We start from the raw sequence: 19,703 nt of genomic DNA on the forward strand, positions 1-19,703 counted from the left end.
TTCGAGTCGCTCAAATGGCTGCATTCCCGGCTGGGATGCAGCCATTTGCGCTACTTCAACGCGGTCAGCGAGCGACGCGGGCAGCGATGTCGGTGCGGTGGTGGGACCCCTCGAGGCGGATGCGGCCGAGGGCGTCGTAGGCGCGGTCGCGGGCGGTGCGGAAGTCCGCGGCCACGGCGACGACGTTCAGCACACGGCCACCCGTCGCGATGAGCGAACCCCCCGGTGCGTCGGGACTCGCGGTCGCGGCGTGCACCAGGCGGACCCCCTCTACGGCGGCCGCATCGTCCAGACCCTCGATCGGACGCCCGGTCTGCGGCGCCTCCGGATACCCCTCGCTCGCCAGGACCACGGTGATCGCGACCTCATCGCGGAACACCGGCTCCGGCTGGTCCTCGAGGGTGCCGGAGGCGGCGGCGAAGAGGAGCTGCGACAGCGGGGTCTCCAGTCGCGGCAGCACGACCTGGGTCTCCGGGTCGCCGAAGCGCGCGTTGAACTCGATCACCCGCACGCCCTGCGGGGTGAGGATGAGACCGGCGTAGAGGAGGCCGATGAACGGGGTGCCCTCGGCGTCGAGCTGGCGGACGACCGGAAGGGCGACGTCGCGGGTGACCTCTTCCACGAATGCCTGCTCGCTGCCGAACTGCTCCGCGAGCCAGGGCAGGGGGGAGTACGCCCCCATACCGCCGGTGTTGGGGCCGGCGTCGCCGTCGAGGGCCCGCTTGAAGTCCTGTGCTGGGCTGAGCGCGCGCACGGTGTCGCCGTCGCTGAGGAAGAACAGCGAGACCTCGGGGCCGGACAGGAACTCCTCGACGAGGACGGGGCCGGCCGGGAGGTACTGCTCCGCGTGAGCCAGGGCCTCGGCGCGGTCGGAGGTGACGATGACGCCCTTGCCCGCGGCGAGCCCATCGGCTTTGACGACGTAGGGGGCGCCGAGGTCGTCGAACGCGGCCTCGACCTCGCCGACCGTGGCGGCCCGGACCGCGCGGCCCGTCGGCACGCCGGCGGCGTCCATGACCCGCTTGGCGAAGGCCTTGGAGCCCTCGAGCTGCGCGGCGGCCTTGCCCGGCCCGAACACGGGGATACCCCGTCCGCGGAGCTCGTCCGCGACGCCCGCCACCAGAGGGGCCTCCGGGCCGATGACGACGAGGTCGATCGCGTGCTCGTTCGCGAAGGCCGTCACCGCGGCGCCGTCCAGCGGGTCGAGGGCGACGGGTGTCGCGTCCTGCGCGATGCCGGCGTTGCCGGGGGCGACGAGGATCTCGTGCGCGGGGGACTCGGCGCGCAGCGCCAGGATGATCGCGTGCTCACGGGCACCGGAACCGAGGACGAGGATCTTCACCCGTCCAGCCTATCGAGGCGCGTGCGCGGGGTTCCGGTGGGTCCCGGTCAGAGCTCGATGGGACGCTCGTCCGCCGTGTCCCAGGGCACGGTCCAGCCGGTGGCATCGAACAGGGCGTCGAGCACCATGGCGGTGAAACCCCACACGATCGTGCCGTCGACGTCGAACGCGGGTCCGCGGAACGTGCGCCCGGCGCGGGACAGGGTCGAGGTGAAACGGGTCGCGGGGTCGAGGAGCTGGGCGACGGGGACGCGGAACACCTCGACGGTCTCCGCGTGGTCGACCGCGACGACGCGGGACGGCGACTGCCACCAGGCGAGCACAGGGGTGACGAGGTGGTTGCTCGCGGCGAGGGGGATCACGGGAAGCGTGGCGAGCACCTCGACTCCCGCGGGATCGAGGCCGGTCTCCTCCTCGGCCTCCCGGAGCGCGGTGGCGACCGCGTCGGCATCGGCCGCTTCGGCGCGTCCGCCGGGGAAGGAGACCTGCCCCGGGTGCGAGGAGAGGGTGGGCGCGCGGCGTTGCAGCAGCACGTCGAGGTCGCGGGCGACGGCCGCATCGACGGTCGGTGCGGGGATGCGGTCGAGGACGCCGAAGAGGATGAGCACCGAGGCGTCATGGGCGCGGCCCGGATCCGCGAGCGGAGGGATCGGCACGCTCCAGGAGTGGTCGGCCGCGGCGGCGAGCAGCTCGGCGCGGGCGCCCTGGGGATGCATGCTCATGCCATCGAGCTTATGACCGGGGCCGCCGCGGCGGATCTAGGGTGGGGGGATGGCCAGGAAGATCGACATCGTCGACGGACGCGCGGCGCTCGGTGCCGTGCGCGACGCGGAGGCCGCCGGGACGAAGCCGACGCGGCCGGAGCTCGCCACCGCGGTGCGCTACCTGCTTCAGCTGCTCGATGAGAAGGCGCCGGGCAACAGCGTCGAGGTGCGCGTCCCGCCGTTCGGAGCCGTGCAGGTGATCCAGGGGCCGCGGCACACGCGGGGGACTCCGCCGAACGTCGTGGAGATGGACGCCGCCACCTGGATCGCGGTCGCGACCGGCGCGGAGGCGTGGACGGATGCCGCCACGGCCGGACGCATCCACGCCTCGGGCACGCGCGCGGATCTCACCGGAGTCCTCCCGCTGCGCCCCTAGCGCCGGGCGACGACGAGCGGCACTCCGGTGTGCGGGTGCGGGAAGACGTCGACGGGCTGCCCGTAGACCTCCTCGATCCGTGCGGCCGTGAGGACCTCGGCCGGCGTGCCGGTGGCGGCGACCCGACCGCCCGCCAGCAGAGTGACGCGGTCGGCATGCGCGAGAGCGGCGTTGAGGTCGTGCAACACGACCGCGACCGCGACCCCGGCCTCCGCCCGTCTGCGGATCACCCGCATGACGTCTTCGTGATGCTTGAGGTCCAGGGCTGCCGTCGGCTCGTCGAGCAGCAGGATCCCGGTGTCCTGGGCGAGTACACGGGCCAGCGCCACCCGCGCGCGCTCACCGCCGGAGAGCGAGGGGACGGAGCGCTCCCGCAGCGCCGTGACCTCGGTCGTCGCCATCGCCGTCGCCACGACGCTGTCATCCTCTTCGGCGACCGGGCTCCGCGCCCACGGCGTGCGTCCCATCCGCACGACCTGCTCGACCGTGAAGGGGAAGGTGACGGCGTTCTCCTGCAGCAGCACGGCGCGTCGCCGGGCGAGATCGCGGGCGCGCGTCCCCGCGACGGGGCTGCCGTCGAGGAGGACGGTGCCGGACACCGGAGCGACGTCCCCCGCGAGCACGCCGAACAGGGTCGACTTGCCCGCGCCGTTCGGCCCGACGAGGGCGTGCACCTCGCCGGCGTGGATGTCGATGGCCGTGTCGTCGAGGATGGCGCGTCCGTCGCCGACGCGCACCGTGAGCCCCTGGCCCCGCAGGCGCGGGCTCACGCCCATCCTCCCGACTGCCGCCGCGTCCGCACGAGAAGCCAGAGGAAGAACGGGCCGCCCACGAGGGACGTGATCATGCCGATGGGGAGGTCCGCGAGCGGTACGGCCGTGCGCGCCACGAGGTCGGCGGCCGCGATGAGGAGGGCGCCGCCGAGGGCGGAGGCGATCACGAGCGGGAGGTGTGCGGGGCCGATCAGCATGCGCATGAGGTGGGGCACCACGAGACCCGCGAACCCGATGATCCCTGCGAAGGCCACCGCGGCGCAGACGAGCAGCGCCACCGTGACGATGACGACCATCCGCAGCAGCTCGACCGGCACGCCCAGATGTCGGGCGGTGCGCTCGCCGAGGGCGAAGAGATCCAGACCCGGCGCCACGATCAGGGCGACGACGACCCCGATCGCCACGAGCGGCGCGACGAGCTGGATGTTCGACCAGAGGGCGCCGTTCAGCGAGCCGAGCTGCCAGAACACGATCTGCTCGCGCGTCGAGGTCGTGCCGAGGAACGTGAGGAAGGCCATACCGGCGCCGGCGATGGCGTTGATCGCGATGCCGGTGAGCAGCAGCGTGACCACTTCGGTGCGACCGCCGGAGCGGCTCAGGAGGTAGACGGAGAAGACAGCCGCGAGACCGCCGAGGAAGGCGAAGGCGGGCGTCGTCCACATGCCGAAGGTGGCCAGGCCGAACGTGATGCTGGCCGCCGCCCCGAGCGCCGCGCCGGAGGAGACGCCGACGACGCCGGCGTCCGCGAGGGGGTTGCCGAAGATGGCCTGCATGAGCACGCCGGAGACCGCGAGCGCGGCGCCGACGAGCAGGCCGAGGACCAGGCGGGGGAGGCGGAGGTTGTAGATCACGCCGTCGTCGGTCGCCGCGGCGGGAGTCCCGGCGGTGTCGATGCCGAGGCCGCGCAGGAGGACGTCCAGGAGCGCGGTCGGGGACAGGTCGTACTGCCCGCTGGTGATCGACGCGACGCTCGTGACGAGAAGGCCGATGACGAGGGCGACGACGACCGTCGCGAAGCGTAGTCCCCGATGCCGGGTCGGCGTCGGGGTGACGACCTCGCCGGTCACGAGGCGGGTTCCGGCGCGTACAGGGCCCGCGCGAGGGCGCTGATCACATCGGCCGATCGGGGGCCGAAGCTGAGGATCTCGGCGTCCGCCATGTCGATCACGCGGCGATGTGCTCCTGCGGGGGTCTCGGCGATGGCGGGGATGCGTTCGAGGAGCCCGTCGACGCCGCCCACCGATTCCAACCCGTCCGTCATCATCACGAGCACGTCGGGCTGCGCGGCGACGAGTGCTTCCGCGGTCATCGGCTTCATGCCCTCCCAGCCGATCTCCTCCGCGACGTCGACACCGCCGACCGCATCGATGAGGGAGTCCGCCCCGGAGTCCTCGCCGAAGATGTAGTACACGTTGGCGCTCCCGCGCACGTACAGGAAGAGCATGCGGGCGCGGTCTGACTCGGCGGGCGGGGTGACGTCGGCGATCTCCGCGATGGCGGCGTCGAGCTCGGCGTCGAGGCGGGCGATGAGCGCCGCGCCGCGCGTCGGGACGCCGAGGGCCGTGGCGATCTCCGTCACGAGCGCGGCGGTGGTGTCGATCCGTCGGTCGCTGGAGATGACGACGACCGCGATGCCCGCATCCCGCAGCTGCTGGCGGACCTCTTTCGGGCCGATCGTGGAGTCGGTGAGGACGACGGTCGGGGCCAGCTCGAGGATCGCCTCCGGGTTGAGCGTGTGCCCGGTCTTGGTGACGACCGGAAGGTCCTCGGTACCGGGGAACTGCGTGGACGCGTCGCGTCCGACGACCTGATCGCCGAGCCCGAGCGCGAACACCGTGGCGGCGATCGTGCCGGCGATGTCGATCGGGAGGATGCGATCGACATCCGTGATCTCGACCTCGCGGCCTTCGCTGTCGGTCACGGTGACCGGGAGCGCCGGGGCGGTGTCGTCATCGACGGGCGCGACCGCGTGACTCCCGAGGCACGCGGTCGAGGGGCCCGTCGCTGCGCGCACGTCGGCGACCAGGTCCAGATCGGCGAGAGGAGTCGAGGCCTGCGGGCAGGCGTCGTCGACGACAGGGGTCTGCGCGGGACCGGAGTCCGACCCGGCGCAGGAGGCCAGTCCGAGAGCCAGCGCGGCGGCGAGAAGCAGGGCAGGAGCGCGTCGCATTAGGCAAGGCTATCCTAAAACTTGACGCCCTCACCGGCGCGCCTCTACGCTCAGGATCGGCGGCTTGCTTAGCCAAGCCTAACCAAACTCCACCTTCGCCCGACTGCCGTGCGGCACCGCCGGGAGCGCACGATCGATCGCGCCCGGCGCGCCGCGGAGAACCGTGAACGCCACAGCACACACCCCATCAGCGAGCACACGCCTGCGTGTCCTGCTCGCCGCCCTCGTCTCCTTCGTCCTCGTCGCCGCCGGGGCGATGGTCAGCCCACCGGCCCACGCGGCTGCGGCGACCGTCACCGCGGCGGTGTCGTCCGCCGACACCAGCGGCCTCACCGTGCAGGTGCGGGCTGAGGGCCTGCCCGACGTGACGGGCGTCTATGCCGCACTGATCGTGTCGGGCACCGAGAGCGGCATCTCCGCCGGTGGTGGCTACGCCGCGTTCGCGCTGCCCTTCCCGAGCGTGCAGCAGGGGGCCGCTTCCTTCACGCTGCAGGCGCCAATCGCGTCCCTGGACCGGACGAAGACGTACGAGGTGCTCGTCTGGCAGCAGCACTCCGCGCCGTCAGCCGCCACGATCTACGGCCGCGGCGACGTCACGGTGACGCCGGAGCAGTGGGACACGATCTTCGGAACGACGCCCACCGCGCCGGGCGAGACGGAGCCGGGCGAGACCGCGCCCGGGGAGACGGAGCCGGGCGAGACCGAGCCGGGCGAGACCGAGCCCGGGGAGACGACTCCGGGTGAGACGGAGCCGGGGGAGACGGCCCCGGGTGAGACCGAGCCGGCGCCCGCCGAAGCCGCCATCGAGGTGTTCCTCGCCGACGGCACGACGCCCGCTGCGGGCGCTCGCCTCCAGGCCGGCGACGCGATCGTCGTCAAGGGCACCGGATACGACCCGACCGCGAACGTCGGCGGACGCGGCGTCCCGATCCCGTCGAACCTGCCCCAGGGCGCCTATGTGGTCTTCGGCAACTTCGCCGCGACGTGGCAGCCCTCGCAGGGGGCGCCGTCCTCGGCGCGTTCGGTCGGTGCTCAGGCCTGGGCGCTCGCCGAGGATGTGCTGACCCAGGTCCCGACGCAGTACCAGGGTGCGATCCGCGCACAGTGGGTGGACATCTCGCCCGAGGGCTCGTTCCAGGTCGCGCTGACGCTGAAGGACACCCCGGCGACGCCCGGCTCCTACGGCGTGTACACCTACCCGGCAGGTGGTGTCGTCAACGCCGACCAGGAGCGCAGCGTCGCTCTCGACTACCGCATCGCCTCGGGGCTGACGACCACCGTGAAGGCGGCGACGGCCGAGGACGGCCTCACGGTCACGGCCGCGGCGACGAAGCTCGGTGCCGTCACCGGTGCCTACGCCGCGCTGATCGAGAAGGGCACGGAGGCCGATGTCACCGCCGGAGGCGGCTTCCTCGCGATGCAGTACGTGCGCGGCATCACCGGCGGCGGCTTCAGCGCCGACCTGACCGCGGCCGCGAGTGCTCTCGACCGGTCGAAGGCCTACGAGGTGATCGTCTGGCAGCAGCACACGATGCCGAACGCGGACACCATCTACGCACGCTCCACTGTCACCGTCACCGACGCGCAGTGGCGCGCCCTGCTCGGTGAGAAGCCGACCGAACCGAAGCCCCCGGTCACGCCGAAGACCCCGGTGACGCCGACGAAGCCGGCCGCGACCGTCCCCGGCGGGTCGCTGCGCTGGGCCATCTCGTCCTCGTTCACGAACTACATCACCGGACCGATCGCCCAGGGCACGATCACCGTCTCCGGGGGCGCCACGCGGTCCGGCGGCCAGTTCCGGTTCGGGCAGACCGTGGGCGGCGACTTCGACGCGGCTTCCGGACGCGGCAGTGTCGTCTACCGCGGCGCTGTGCGCTTCACCGGCCACCACGGGGTGCTCGACGTCACGGTCGCCGATCCGATGATCCGGCTCACCTCGGCGTCCTTTGCCACGCTGTTCGTGACGAGCGGGGGTGCGCAGGTGCCGTTCGCGACCCTCGACCTCTCCCGCGCCGTCCGCACGGCGGCCGGTGGCGCCGTCACCTACACGGCGGCACCTGCCGCCCTCACGGACGCCGGACGCGACCGCGTGCTCTCGGGGTACGGCACCACGCTCGCCCCCGTCTCGTTCACGATCGGCTCCGTCGCCGCCGCTCCGTCGGGCACGACGGGAACGGTCGCGGCGGCCGCGGTCGTCCCGAAGGCCACGCTCCCGACGACCGCGCCGACGGCGGCCGGCATCGAGGTCGACGAGGAGAACCTCGCCGCGCTCGCCGCCGGGAAGACGGCCACGGTCTCCGCCTCCGGCTTCCGTGCGAACGAGGAGGGCATCAAGGTGGTCGTGTACTCGACCCCCGTGCTGCTCGGCACGGTGACGGCCGATGCGGCGGGGGTCGCGACGTGGTCGGGTGCCCTCCCGGCCACGCTCGCCGACGGCGCGCACACGCTCACCTTCCAGGGTTCGGTCGATCGCGGTCTCGCGTTCACGCTCACCAGAGCGACCGCGGAGATCGGCGTGTGCACGGTCGAGGGGGCGACCCTGCACTGGGGCTACAAGGAGTCGTTCCGCACGTACATCGAGGGCATCGCGCGGGGCGGCTGGACGCTCACCGGCGTCACCTACGAGTACCCCGCCTTCGTGTGGTCGAACGGCACCGGTTCGCTGGATGACGAGGCGCGCACGGGTCTGGTCGCCTACGGCGGCAGCATCACCTTCACGGGCCACGACGGGGCGCTGAACACGACGCTGGCGAACGCGCGGGTCGAGCTCGTGGGCGACACCGGCTACCTCGTGTTCGACGTGACCGGGACCACTCAGGCCGGGGAGGCCGTGGCGCAAGAGGGCGTGCGTCTCGCCGAGTTCGCCCTCGCGGACGCCGCCGTCGTCGACGGCGCGCTGACCCTCGATGCGGTTCCCACGACGCTGACCCCGGCCGGTGCCTCCGCGTTCGGCACGTATGAGGCGGGCGAGGAGCTCGACCCGGTCTCCGCCGTGATCCCGGTCGACGGCGCCTGCGGCACTCCCGCCGACGAGGAGCCCGAGCCGGAGGCCGAGGCGGACGCGGCGGTGACCGCGATCAGCGCGCCGGTCGCCACCGAGGAAGCTCCGGTGTGGCCCTGGATCGTGGGCGGTCTGGTGGTCGTGGCGCCGGCCGCGACGGGCGGGGTACTGATCGTGCGTCGCACTCGGAGGGGGGAGCCGGCCGAGACGACGACCGAGGTCTGAGTCCGGCGGCTATCGGAACCGCCCTCCCCGGTGATCGGGGAGGGCGGTTCCGTGTGCGGCTGCGTACGCCCGCAGAGGGTGGGACAATGGAGGCATGCCCTCCCACGACACCCACCAGACCGTCGAAGCGACCGTGCGCCGTGTGCCGCGGTACGGCGTGCTCATGGGCATCGGGGTCGTGCTGGGCGTCATCGCCGCCGGCATCCTCACGATGGTCGGCAGCTTCGAGCAGTCGCAGGCGCTCGACGTCGTCTACCCGCCTGGTCAGGTCTTCGGCTTCCTGCTGCTGTGGACCGTGCCGATCGGGCTGGCGCTGGGTGGCGTGGCAGGCCTCATCCTCGAGCGGATCGCCCGCCGCCATGACCGCGTCGTGAGGGTCGACCGGGAGACCGTGGTCGACGAGGACGACACGACGACCGACCCCTCCTAGGCGAGCTCGGCGATCACCGGCCGGATGGCGGAGTCGAAGGCCACGACGTCCCGGCGGAGCCCGTCGGTCACCGCGACCGTGAGGTCGCCGATCCACCAGATCCCGCGCTGGGACAGCGGCAGCACCTGCACGTTCAGCTCGAACGAGTGCGCGCGGCGTCCGATGTCACGCTCGAACTCCGCGATCGCGCTCGCGTACGCCCGGTAGGCGTCCCCGCCGGTGTGGCTCTTCATCGACCCGACGTACCGGTCGTGCGCGGCGGTGGCGTACCGGAGGGCGGTTCCGGCATGCGGCCGGATCGCGGCGGAGAGCGCCTCGGCGCCGCTCGCCGGGAGGGCCACCAGGGTGTCGAAGCCGTCGATCAGTTCCAGGGGCACACCGGAGTGATGAGCCCGGGGCTCCACGGTCATGTCCCAGTACCCCTGCCACTGCGCTTCGACCTCGGGCGGGGCATCCGCCGCATCGGGGGCACGCACCGAGAGGTCGCGGAGGGACGGAAGGTCCAGCGGCGCCCTGATGCCCAGCAGCTGGCGCAGCGCGAGCGCGACGAGCACCGGAACGCTCGCGTCTTCGCGGATGAGCCACTGCGGCTTGTCGGCCATGGCCCCCATCGTAGGCGGGTGCGGCAACCGTGCGGAGTCCTGGCACGGTAATGCCCTCCGTGAGCCGCGTCACCGTCCGGACCGCCGCGCACGAGGCCGCGGGTGTCGCCGACACAGAGCGCTCCGACGGCGGTGTGGCCGCCGACCTCGTTCGCCAGGCGTCGACGCGGATCCAGGGCATCGCCGGCTGGATCGGCGACCGCGACCCCGGGTCGCTGCTCAGAGCTCAAGCAGTCGGCCACGCGTGCCGGCGGCGGGGCGGGGATGCTCGGCGGGGCGGGATACGGCGCACTCATGATGAAGGGCGCCGTGCGCTCGAGGGTCGACCGGGTCATGGGCGCTGCCGACGACGCCGGGGATTGGCTCGGCGATGCCTCCTCCTCGGTCGCCGATGCGGGGCGGCACACCGTCGCCAAGGCCCAGGGGAATCGGCTGGCGGTGGGCCTGATGGCCTTCGCCGCCGTCAAGGAGGAGGCCGCCGGCGCTGCTGCGCATGTCCGCGACGACGCGACCCACGCCGTCGACGAGGTGAAGAGCAGCGCGCAGGACGCCCGCGACAACGTCGCGGGCCAGAGCTGACATCCTTCGCCGTGCCGGAGCCAGGGCCCGACTCGCAGCGCCGAGTCGGGCCCTGGCCACGTTTCAGAGGCTGTCGGTGGGGAACGACGGCGGGCGCTTCTCGAGGAACGCCGCGATCCCGTCCCTGCTGTCGGCGAGCGCGAACGCGTCGCCGTACAGCCAGGTCTCCTCGGTGAAAGCTGCGGCGCGGCTCTCCGCGACGGCTGCGCGCAAGGCGGAACGTGCCAGCGCGGTCGCGGCCCGCGAGCGGGGCCTGCCTGCTGTGAGGGCGGAGAGGGCCTCGTGCTGCAGCGCCGCCGGCGTGACCAGACGTGTCGCGAGCCCGTGGGTCAGCGCCTCACTGCCGTCGAGCGTCCGACCGATCATCACCATCTCACTCGCGAGGGCCGGGCCCACCCGTTCGAGGAGTCGGCGCACACCGCCGAACCCCGGAATGAGGCCGAGCGTCGGCTCCGGCAGGGCGAAACGCGAGTCGGCAGTGGTGAAGATCGTGTCACAGGCGAGCGCAAGCTCCAGGCCTCCGCCCATCGCCGCGCCGTGTACGCAGGCGATCGTCGGGAAGGGGACGCTCTCGATGAGCGTCATCAGACCCTTCGCCCGCTCCGCGACGGCTCGCCCCGCGGCGCCGGGGTCGAGCGATTCCCGCCCCGCGCGGAGCTCGCGGAGGTCGGCACCGGCGGAGAAAGCCGTCCCGGAACCGCTGAGCACGACGCCCGCGAGAGAGAGGCCGGCCAGGTGCTCGACCGCATGCACGAGCTCCGTGATCATGAGCTCGGACAGTGCGTTCCTCTGCTCCGGCCTGCACAGCCGGACCTGAGCCACGGCATTCGCGATGGTGATGTCGATGGTCTCGTACATGGTTTTCATGAGTCCCAGATCGCTCCGAAGGCGGGGACGCCCTCTCGTTCGAGTCCCTCGACGAGGGACCAGGTGGTGGTGGCGTTGGAGATGCAGATGACGGCTTCGGCACCGCTCGTCCGGACGGCCTGGCGTACCAGCGCGAGCAGATCCGGTTTGCCGTCGGCTCGCGTATCCCAGATCAGCGCGTCAGGCACCGCGTCGCGGATCTCCGTCACGAGGGACGGACCGTATGTCTCGACGGGTGATCGCGCCGACCACACGAGGTGCGCGGGCGCGGTGCGGGCGAGCAGATGAGGCAGGCACGGTCCGATGCCGCTGCCGGTGGCGACCCAGACCACCTTGGTGAAGAGGCGGTCGATGTTGCCCACTCCCGCGGTCGGGATTCCCTTGACCCACAGGTGTCGGGGCTTGTCATCGATGAGCCGACTGGTCCAGTCGCCCGCGCGCGAGATCGCCAGTCGGAAGCCGGACTGCCCCGGCGCGGGGATGTTGGCGAACGCATGCCATTCCCGGAGCGGGCTGCGGCTGATCGCGGTCGACGATCCCGCGAACGGCGTGACGCCGTAGTCGAAGCGGGCGATCGCGACATGCCCGGAGGGCGTCTCGATCTCGACCGGCACGCGACGCAGCCGCAGCCAGGGGAGGGCGATGCTCACGGTCGTCGCCGCGAGCAGCCAGAGCGGAGCGGAGCCGAGATACTGCTCCGGTGTCGCCTGGGTCTGCGCGAGCATGCCGATGGTCTGCACCCATACGAGCAGGAGGAGCATCCACCCGCCGAAGCGGTGAGTGAGCTCGAACGCGTCGTGGTGGCGCGCGCGGGCAGAGGGAAGAGAGGTGACGAGCATCGCCAGAAGGATGAGGGAGGCGACAGAACTGGTCGTCAGGAACAGCGCGGACGCGCTCGCGGCGAAGGAGCCGACGGTGAACACGACGTACCAGGCGGTCGCGCCGACCGCTGCTCCGACGTGCACCCCGCCGAAGCTGTAGATCTTGCCGAGCGCCCACCGGGTGCGCAGGGGGAGCGAGTGGGGTGCCCCGGTTGCCAGGCGGAAGAGCAGGTTGATGACGTACTGCTGCCGGACGAGTGCCGCGACGAACACGTTGATCCCGGCCGCAGTGAAGGCCTGCTCCGGTGTCGGCTGCGGAAGGAGCGCGAACGCGAGCGCGTTGCCCGCGACGACCAGAGCCGCGAGCCGGTTGTACGGCTTCAGATACCGGGAACGGCGCAGGCGTGCCCACCGGGAGGCGGGAGCTCGGCGGCGGTCGAGTCGTGTCGCGGTGGTCGATGCGGTCATGCGGCCGCCCTCGTCGTGGTCGCGGCGGCCGCATCGAGAAGGCGCAGCACGGCCTCACGATCGACCTTCCCCCGCGGCGTCAGAGGAAGCCGATCCACCGCCACGACCTCTGTCGGCACACAGTAGTAGGGAAGCAGCTCCGCGACGGCCGTCCGGGCCGCGTCGGGATCGACGGTGGCCGGGACGACCACCGCGGCGAGGTTGCGCGCGTCCCGGCGCACCGTCACCGCGGCGCTGCAACCGGGAGCGGATTCCAGAGCGCGGGAGACGGAGTCGAGTTCGACGCGGAATCCCCGCACCTTCACCTGGTCGTCGGTGCGGCTGAGGTGCTCGAGTTCACCCTGCGGGGTCCAGCGCCCCACATCCCGGGTGCGGAACATCCGGCTGCCGTCCGCCGCGAACGGATCGGGGACGTATCGCTCCTCGGTGAGGTGGGGGTTGCCGATGTATCCGGCGGTGACTCCGGCGCCGCCGACCCACATCTCGCCGCTCTCGCCCTCCCGCACCGGCCGAAGGTCCGGGTCGAGGACGTACACGCTGGTCCCCGGCACGGGAGCGCCGATCGTGAGCGGGCGGCCAGGGTGGTGCTCCACGAGCGTGTTGATGATCGTGATCTCGGTCGGACCGCACGAGTTGAGGAATCGATGCTCTCGAGCCCACTCGTCGGCCAGGGCCTGCGGGCAGCGTTCCCCGGCGACGACGACGGTGCGTGCCGTGCTGCGATGGGAGGAGAGCGTGGCGAGAATGCTGGGCGTGGCGACCAGCACGTCGACGCGCTCCGTGGTAGCGGCGATGTCCGTGCCGCGGATCACCAGCGTGCCGCCGTGCACGAGGGCGCCGAACATCTCCCACATGGCCATGTCGAAGGCGATGTTGAGCACCTGCCCCACGCGTGTGCCCGCGGTGATGCCGAGATCGCCGGGAGCCTGGGTGAGGAGGTTGACGAGGTTGCCGTGACTCACCTGCACGCCGTTGGGGACTCCGGTGGTGCCGGAGGTGAAGATGACAGCGCAGGTGTCGGACGGGGTGGACGCCACGGAGAAGGCAGGCGACGTGGCCTCCCGCGGCTCGTCGATACGGATCACCTCCAGTCCCTCCGGCATGGTGCCGACGAAGCGCTCGGTGGTGAGCACGACGCGCATCCTCGCCTGCTCCGCGATCCGGCCCAGTTGCGCGCGCGGCGAGATGCGCGCGTCCTGCGGTGCGTACGCGGCGCCGGTCTTGAGCACCGCGAGGATGCCGATGACCATGGCGATCGAGCGTTCGAGGAAGACGCCGACCACGTCTCCTCTGCCGACCCCGCGCTGCCGGAGGTGCTGCGCCAGCCGGGAGGAGGCATCGTCGAGCTCGCCGTAGGTGAGTGAGGCTGAGAGATGCTCCACCGCGCATCGATCCGGGGCTTCCGCGGCACGGGCCTGGATCAGCGCGGTGATCGAGGTCGACGGCGCGGCGCTCGGCGCGCCGAAGGAGGGCGAAGGCAGGCGCGGTTCGTCGGGGCGCTCGGTGGGAATCGGTTCGATCATCGCTGGTCCTCTCTGTCCGGGACCTCGCATCGGGACCGGGGTCGCGATGCGAGGAGGGACCGCCCACGCTAAGCAGCCGCGAAGGCGGGCGGCGGACTTCTTTCGGGACCGTAAGGAGTGGCGACTGCGCGCGCCCGCGAGCTGCTATCCACGGCGCGTCCCCGCACGACGACGGAGCACGGCCCCGGCCGCCAGCGCGAGCACCGCCCCCGCGGTGAGCCCGATGAGACCGCCGGTGTCACCGCCGGTCGCGGCCAGCCCTGCGGGCGGAGCGGGCGGCGTCGGCTCCGACGGGGAGGGCGGCTCCGCGGTGGTCGGGGGCGTGCTCGGGGAGGGCGGGGAGAGCGTGGTCGGGTTGGTCAGCTCGACCGCCGCGACCGATCCCGCGCCGATCGTGAGCCGTGCGCCTCCTTCGGTCGTCGTCACGCCGTCACCGCGGAACTGCGGGCGTCCCCACACGACACCGGGCACGGCCTCCGCGGTGTGCTCGGACAGCGTCACGACCGCGCCCGCTGGGATCTGCGCGACCTGGCGGGCGGTGCCGTCCGCGGGCAGCGTGAGCGTGCCGGTCACCAGGCCATCCGCGGTGGGGTAGGAGTAGTCGACGGCGAACGTCGTATCGACCGGGACGAGGCGTGCCCCGTCGCCGACGATCCGTTTCGCGACCGAGAACCCGCCGCGCCCGTCCCCTGCGCCGTCGCCGCCCGCCACGCTCGCCGTCACGGTGGCCGTGGTGGTCGTGACGCTCGACCCGGAGACGGTGTTGGCGAACACCTGGCCGTCGTGCGCATCCGCCGGCAGCTCGGTCCGATACGACAGCCGATACAGGCGGTCGGCCTGCGCCGGCGCCGTGAGCTCCACGGTGAACGCCGAGCTCGCGGGGCCCGGAGTGAGGATGAAGTCGGATCCCGCCGCGAGCGGGTGGAAGTCCGCCGGGTCGAACAGGCCGCCGGCCCACGCGTCGGTGGCGACCGAGCCGATGGCCACGGTGTCCGGTAGCAGAGTCAGCCCGGGCGTCGCGGTGTCGGTGAGGGTCGGCCGCTCTCCACTGAGGAGTCGTCCGGGCACCCAGATGTACCACTCGATCCTCCCGTCGGTGGTCTGCACGCCCGACTTGGTCGCGTCCGTCGGCACCGGCTCGGGACGCTGCGGGCCGACGCCGCCGCCGGGGATCTCCACGGTGATCGGATCCCCGTCCCCGGTGGTGAAGGTCACGGTGTCGACGTCGGTGGTCTCCTCCGCCTTCACCTGGAAGAACAGGGTGCCGCGGACGTTGTCATGGGTGAGGACGTAGTCGCTCAGCGTGCACGTGATCGCGCTCGCCGTGACGGTGCAGGTGCCGACGACGGCACCGTCCGGATCCCGCAGCGGGAATGTCGAGGAGACGCCGACGAGGCGGGGCGTCGTGGGAAAGGCGAGCGAGAAGGTGTCCCCCGGTTGCGCGCTGTCCGGAACCGCCCACGTGCCCTCGAGTCGGAGCGTGTCGTACAGGTGGATGTCGCCTGTCGGTTCCACCACCGTCACCGCTGTGATGGCATCCAACTCCGCCGCCTGCGCCGCCGGCGGCACCGCGAGCCCGACGAGGGCGAGGAGGGCGACGGCGCTGCTCGCCGCGCCCCGCCTTCTCCCGTGCCGTCGCTCCGTTCTCTTCGTCCGTATGCGCACAATCCACCTCTCCTGTTCTTTCCGGGACACCCGATCGTCGAGCCCGCCCGATTCGCCGACAGACTCTCACATGTGCGGATGATTACGCTACAGATGAGGACGTATTGATGGCGCTCGATCCGCCCTGCCCGCGAAGAGGGCCGCGAGCCGACGGGGCGCCCGCGGGCGGTAGGCTGTTCGAGTGGCTGCCTCCCCCACCAACCCCTATTCCGAAGCCGGCGTCGACACCGCGGCGGGTGATCTCGCCGTCGAACTGATGAAGTCGTCCGTGCGCGCGACGCACGGCCCCGAGGTGCTCGGCGGTGTCGGCGGTTTCGCCGGTCTGTTCGACGCCAGCGCGCTCCGCGACTTCCGGCGTCCGCTGCTCGCGACCAGCACCGACGGCGTCGGCACCAAGGTCGCCATCGCGCAGGCCATCGACAAGCACGACACGATCGGCCAGGACCTCGTCGGCATGGTCGTCGACGACATCGTCGTGGTGGGCGCCAAGCCCCTGTTCATGACCGACTACATCGCCTGCGGCAAGGTCGTCCCCGAGCGGATCGCGGACATCGTGCGCGGCATCGCCGAGGCGTGCGCCGCGACGGGCACCGCGCTCGTCGGCGGCGAGACGGCGGAGCACCCCGGTCTCCTGGGTCCTCGCGACTACGACGTCGCCGGCGCGGCGACGGGTGTGGTCGAGGCCGACGCCATCCTGGGCGCGGAGCGTGTGCAGGACGGCGATGCGGTCATCGCGGTCGCCTCCAGCGGCCTGCACTCCAACGGCTACTCGCTCGTGCGCCACATCATCACCCGTGCCGGGATCTCGTACGGCGACAACGCCGAGGACTTCGGTTCGACGTGGGGCGAGGCTCTGCTCGAGCCCACGCGCCTCTACACGCTGCCGCTGCTGCGCTTGATCGAGGCCTCCGGCGGGGTCCACGCCCTGAGCCATGTCACCGGCGGCGGCATCGCGGCGAACCTCGCGCGCGTGCTTCCGCAGGGGAGCTGGGTCGAGGTCGACCGCAGCACGTGGTCGCCGAGTCCGGTCTTCCGCGTGCTGAGCGACATCGCCGGTTCCACGCTGGAGTCCGCCGAGGGCACCTGGAACCTCGGCATCGGATTCCTGGCCGTGGTGGCGGCGGACAAGAAGGACGTCGCGATCGCGGCGCTGAACGCCGAGGGCATGCCCTCCTGGCAGGTCGGCACGGTGGGCTTCGGCTCGCGTCCGGACGGCGAGTTCGAACAGGGCGCCAAGGGCGTCGATGGTGGAGCAGTGCGCCTCGTCGGCGCCTACGCGGACGGAGCGAAGTAAGAGCCCATGTGCGGCATCGTCGGAATGGTGGGCTCTGCCCCGGTCAATCAGGACATCTACGACGCCCTCCTGCTGCTGCAGCATCGCGGGCAGGACGCGACGGGCATCGCCACCGCCGAGGCGAACGGCGTCATGCACAACGCCAAGGCCCAGGGGATGGTGCGCGAGGCGTTCCGCACCCGCGACATGCGCGGACTGCTCGGCAACGTCGGTCTCGGCCACGTCCGCTACGCCACCAAGGGCACCGCGTCCAGTGAAGAGGAGATGCAGCCGTTCTACGTGAACGCGCCCTACGGCATCATCCTCATCCACAACGGCAATCTGACGAACACCCGCGAGCTCGCCGCCGACATGGCGCAGCGCGACCGTCGGCACCTGAACTCGTCCAGCGACACCGAGCTGCTGCTCAACGTGCTCGCCGGCGAGCTGCAGGCCACGACCTCCACGGTCGACCTCGACCCGGACCGGATCTTCGAGGCCGTCGCCCGGACGCACGACCGCATCGAGGGCGCGTACGCGGTGATCGCCGTCATCGCCAACTACGGCCTGCTCGCGTTCCGCGACCCGTTCGGCATCCGTCCGCTGATCCTCGGGCGTCGTCCGTCGGTCGTCCCCGGGGCCGAGGGCAAGGACGAGTGGGTCGTGGCGAGCGAGTCCCTCGTGCTGGAGAACGGCGACTACGAGGTCGTGCGCGAGGTCGAGCCCGGCGAGGCCGTGTTCATCACGAACGATGGCGAGCTGTTCACGAAGCAGTGCGCCGCCGAGACGCACCTCGCCCCCTGCGCCTTCGAGTACGTCTACCTCGCCCGTCCGGACTCCGTCATGAACGGCATCTCGGTGTACGAGTCCCGCCTGCGGATGGGCGACAAGCTCGCCGACACGATCGCGAAGCACGTGCCGATGGACAAGATCGACGTGGTCATGCCGATCCCCGACTCGTCGCGCCCTGCCGCGATGGAGGTCGCCCGCAAGCTCGGCATCGAGTACCGCGAGGGCTTCTACAAGAACCGCTACGTCGGCCGCACCTTCATCATGCCAGGGCAGGCGGTGCGCAAGAAGAGCGTGCGTCAGAAGCTCAACGCCATGTCCACGGAGTTCCAGGGCAAGAACGTGCTGCTGATCGACGACTCCATCGTGCGCGGCACCACCTCGAAGGAGATCATCCAGATGGCGCGGGACGCCGGAGCCGCCTCGGTGACCTTCGCCTCCGCCGCCCCGCCGGTCCGGCACCCGCACGTGTACGGGATCAACATGCCCTCCCGGCACGAGCTCATCGCCCACGGCCGCACGATCCCCGAGATCGCGGAGGAGCTGGGCTGCGACCACCTCGTGTACCAGGAGGTCGACGACCTGAAGGCCGCGATCACCGAGGGCTCCGTACTGGAAGACCTCGACATGAGCTGCTTCGACGGCCGCTACGTCACCGGCACCGTCACCGACGAGTACCTCGCCTGGGTGGAGGGGTCGCAGACCTCTTGATGTCCGGGTCCCTGAGCTCGCCGCAGGGTCGACCCCTCTGGCAGGGGCGCGCCCTCGCGTTGATCGGGATCGTGCTGGTCGCGTTCTCGCTGCGGTCGGCGGTCGCCTCGCTCTCTCCGGTCCTCGATCACGTCGCCGAGGACTTCCCGGTGGCCCCCGTGATCGTGGGGCTGATCGGCGCCGCTCCGCCCGTCTGCTTCGCGCTGTTCGGGCTGCTGACCCCCCTGTTCGAGCGCCGGTTCGGGCTGGAGCGGATGGCGGTCGTGGCCATCGTGCTGATGGCGGCGGGTATGCTGCTGCGCGGCCTCGCCCCCGACTCCTGGAGTCTGCTCGCGGCGACCGCGGTCGTGTTCGCCGGCGTGGGGTCGGGCAACGTCCTGCTGCCGCCGCTGGTCAAGAAGTACTTTGCCGACCGGCTCGGCGTCATGATGACCGCGTACTCCACGACGCTCGCGGTCTCGACCTTCCTCCCGCCGCTGGTCGCCGTCCCCGTCGCCGACTCGCTCGGCTGGCGGATCTCACTCGGCATGTGGGGTGTGGTGGCCGCCCTCGCACTCGTGCCCTGGGTCACGCTGCTGGTGCGCTCGCGCGGCGACGACCGCCCGGTGCCGACGGAGCTCCTCGTCCCCGACCCCACCGACGGCGTGGACGATGTGCGCGACGCGGTCGCCGCCTCGACCGGGCCGATCACGACCCAGTCGGCGAGTCCCCGCGTCTTCGGCCGGCTCTGGCGACTGCCGCTGGCGTGGGCGCTCGCCCTCGTGTTCGGCACGTCGTCGACCATGGCCTACGTCGCCTTCGCCTGGCTGCCGACCATCCTCGTCGACCTCGGCGGGGTGACCCCGGCGACCGCCGGCTTCCTGCTCTCGCTGTTCGCTCTCGTCGGACTGCCCTGCTCCATGCTCGTGCCGGTGCTCGTCGTGCGGTTCAAGGCCACCCGCCCGCTGTTCTTCGTGGCCGTGGTCGCCGGCCTGGTCGGGCTCGGCGGACTGCTGCTCTTCCCGACCATCGCGCTGCCGCTGTGGGTGGCGATCTTCGGGCTCACCGCGATCATGTTCCCGCTGAGCCTCGTGCTCCTGAGCATCCGCGCCCGCACGCCGGAGAGCGCCGTCGCCCTCAGCGGCTTCGTGCAGAGCATCGGCTACGCGATCGCGGCGGTGTTCCCGCTCCTCGTCGGCCTCCTCCACGACACCAGCGGAGGGTGGCAGGTGCCGCTTCTCGTGGTGGCGGGGGTGCTGGTCGTCTCGGTGCCCGCGGGGATCATCGCCGGTCGGCGCCGCACGATCGAGGACGAGTGGGAGCGGCGTCACGGCCGCTGGTGACG

Annotated in this window: 17 protein-coding genes; 7 read left to right on the forward strand and 10 right to left on the reverse strand. The window is 71.8% G+C overall.

The features are described 5' to 3' along the window. Window positions 1-64: 64 nt before the first annotated feature. Entirely contained in the window at window positions 65-1,342 is a 1,278-nt protein-coding gene (gene purD / locus WFJ36_RS08540; RefSeq protein ID WP_071327800.1) for a phosphoribosylamine--glycine ligase, read from the reverse strand. A 47-nt stretch (window positions 1,343-1,389) separates the two neighbouring features. Next, window positions 1,390-2,064 carry an NUDIX hydrolase gene (locus WFJ36_RS08545; protein ID WP_062766139.1) on the reverse strand — a complete coding sequence of 225 codons (675 nt, stop codon included), beginning with the start codon at window positions 2,062-2,064 and terminating at the stop codon, window positions 1,390-1,392. 49 nt (window positions 2,065-2,113) lie between these two features. On the opposite strand from WFJ36_RS08545, the gene WFJ36_RS08550 reads away from it, so the two are divergent. Beyond that, complete coding sequence (locus tag WFJ36_RS08550; protein ID WP_292787904.1) at window positions 2,114-2,482, forward strand: sterol carrier family protein; 369 nt, start codon at window positions 2,114-2,116, stop codon at window positions 2,480-2,482. On the opposite strand, the gene WFJ36_RS08555 is transcribed toward WFJ36_RS08550, so the two are convergent. From WFJ36_RS08555 to WFJ36_RS08565, 3 genes are read right to left on the reverse strand one after another with little or no spacing between them, the layout of a single operon-like run. Further along, the gene (locus WFJ36_RS08555; RefSeq protein WP_071327798.1) at window positions 2,479-3,252 is read right to left on the reverse strand and encodes a heme ABC transporter ATP-binding protein; all 774 of its coding nucleotides are present in this window, start codon (window positions 3,250-3,252) and stop codon (window positions 2,479-2,481) included. The genes WFJ36_RS08550 and WFJ36_RS08555 overlap by 4 nt on opposite strands. Next, complete coding sequence (locus WFJ36_RS08560; RefSeq protein ID WP_336643118.1) at window positions 3,249-4,322, reverse strand: FecCD family ABC transporter permease; 1,074 nt, start codon at window positions 4,320-4,322, stop codon at window positions 3,249-3,251. The genes WFJ36_RS08555 and WFJ36_RS08560 overlap by 4 nt, the downstream gene beginning before the upstream one ends. After that, window positions 4,319-5,425, reverse strand: coding sequence for a heme/hemin ABC transporter substrate-binding protein (locus WFJ36_RS08565; RefSeq protein WP_336643119.1), 1,107 nt, complete (start codon window positions 5,423-5,425; stop codon window positions 4,319-4,321). The genes WFJ36_RS08560 and WFJ36_RS08565 overlap by 4 nt, the downstream gene beginning before the upstream one ends. Before the next feature lie 163 nt (window positions 5,426-5,588). Between WFJ36_RS08565 and WFJ36_RS08570 the strand changes: the two genes are divergently transcribed. Together WFJ36_RS08570 and WFJ36_RS08575 are read left to right on the forward strand one after the other, a co-directional pair. Beyond that, window positions 5,589-8,651 carry an HtaA domain-containing protein gene (locus tag WFJ36_RS08570; RefSeq protein ID WP_336643120.1) on the forward strand — a complete coding sequence of 1,021 codons (3,063 nt, stop codon included), beginning with the start codon at window positions 5,589-5,591 and terminating at the stop codon, window positions 8,649-8,651. A 94-nt stretch (window positions 8,652-8,745) separates the two neighbouring features. Then, window positions 8,746-9,081 carry a hypothetical protein gene (locus tag WFJ36_RS08575; RefSeq protein ID WP_071327795.1) on the forward strand — a complete coding sequence of 112 codons (336 nt, stop codon included), beginning with the start codon at window positions 8,746-8,748 and terminating at the stop codon, window positions 9,079-9,081. Here WFJ36_RS08575 and WFJ36_RS08580 read toward each other — a convergent pair. After that, window positions 9,078-9,683 (reverse strand): zinc-binding alcohol dehydrogenase, encoded by a 606-nt coding sequence (locus WFJ36_RS08580; RefSeq protein WP_083391632.1) that lies wholly within the window; start codon window positions 9,681-9,683, stop codon window positions 9,078-9,080. The two genes, WFJ36_RS08575 and WFJ36_RS08580, sit on opposite strands and share 4 nt — an antisense overlap. A gap of 294 nt (window positions 9,684-9,977) precedes the next feature. Between WFJ36_RS08580 and WFJ36_RS08585 the strand changes: the two genes are divergently transcribed. Further along, on the forward strand, window positions 9,978-10,262 hold the full coding sequence (locus WFJ36_RS08585) for a hypothetical protein (protein ID WP_336643121.1): 285 nt from the start codon (window positions 9,978-9,980) through the stop codon (window positions 10,260-10,262). Between the two features lie 63 nt (window positions 10,263-10,325). On the opposite strand, the gene WFJ36_RS08590 is transcribed toward WFJ36_RS08585, so the two are convergent. The 4 genes from WFJ36_RS08590 to WFJ36_RS08605 form a co-directional block, all read right to left on the reverse strand. Further along, window positions 10,326-11,120, reverse strand: coding sequence for an enoyl-CoA hydratase/isomerase family protein (locus WFJ36_RS08590; RefSeq protein ID WP_336643122.1), 795 nt, complete (start codon window positions 11,118-11,120; stop codon window positions 10,326-10,328). Window positions 11,121-11,125: 5 nt separating this feature from the next. Continuing rightward, on the reverse strand, window positions 11,126-12,418 hold the full coding sequence (locus WFJ36_RS08595; RefSeq protein WP_336643123.1) for a hypothetical protein: 1,293 nt from the start codon (window positions 12,416-12,418) through the stop codon (window positions 11,126-11,128). Beyond that, complete coding sequence (locus tag WFJ36_RS08600; RefSeq protein ID WP_336643124.1) at window positions 12,415-13,941, reverse strand: amino acid adenylation domain-containing protein; 1,527 nt, start codon at window positions 13,939-13,941, stop codon at window positions 12,415-12,417. The genes WFJ36_RS08595 and WFJ36_RS08600 overlap by 4 nt, the downstream gene beginning before the upstream one ends. A gap of 144 nt (window positions 13,942-14,085) precedes the next feature. Beyond that, on the reverse strand, window positions 14,086-15,483 hold the full coding sequence (locus WFJ36_RS08605; protein ID WP_292787887.1) for a DUF5979 domain-containing protein: 1,398 nt from the start codon (window positions 15,481-15,483) through the stop codon (window positions 14,086-14,088). A 304-nt stretch (window positions 15,484-15,787) separates the two neighbouring features. Between WFJ36_RS08605 and purM the strand changes: the two genes are divergently transcribed. From purM to WFJ36_RS08620, 3 genes are read left to right on the forward strand one after another with little or no spacing between them, the layout of a single operon-like run. Continuing rightward, window positions 15,788-16,900 (forward strand): phosphoribosylformylglycinamidine cyclo-ligase, encoded by a 1,113-nt coding sequence (purM, locus tag WFJ36_RS08610; RefSeq protein WP_292787885.1) that lies wholly within the window; start codon window positions 15,788-15,790, stop codon window positions 16,898-16,900. A 6-nt stretch (window positions 16,901-16,906) separates the two neighbouring features. Continuing rightward, window positions 16,907-18,379 (forward strand): amidophosphoribosyltransferase, encoded by a 1,473-nt coding sequence (gene purF, locus WFJ36_RS08615; protein WP_336643125.1) that lies wholly within the window; start codon window positions 16,907-16,909, stop codon window positions 18,377-18,379. Beyond that, entirely contained in the window at window positions 18,379-19,701 is a 1,323-nt protein-coding gene (locus tag WFJ36_RS08620) for an MFS transporter (RefSeq protein ID WP_336643126.1), read from the forward strand. The genes purF and WFJ36_RS08620 overlap by 1 nt, the downstream gene beginning before the upstream one ends. The last annotated feature ends 2 nt before the right edge of the window (window positions 19,702-19,703 follow it).

It is taken from the genome of Microbacterium sp. MMO-113, assembly GCF_037148555.1.
In the GTDB taxonomy this organism is placed as follows: domain Bacteria; phylum Actinomycetota; class Actinomycetes; order Actinomycetales; family Microbacteriaceae; genus Microbacterium.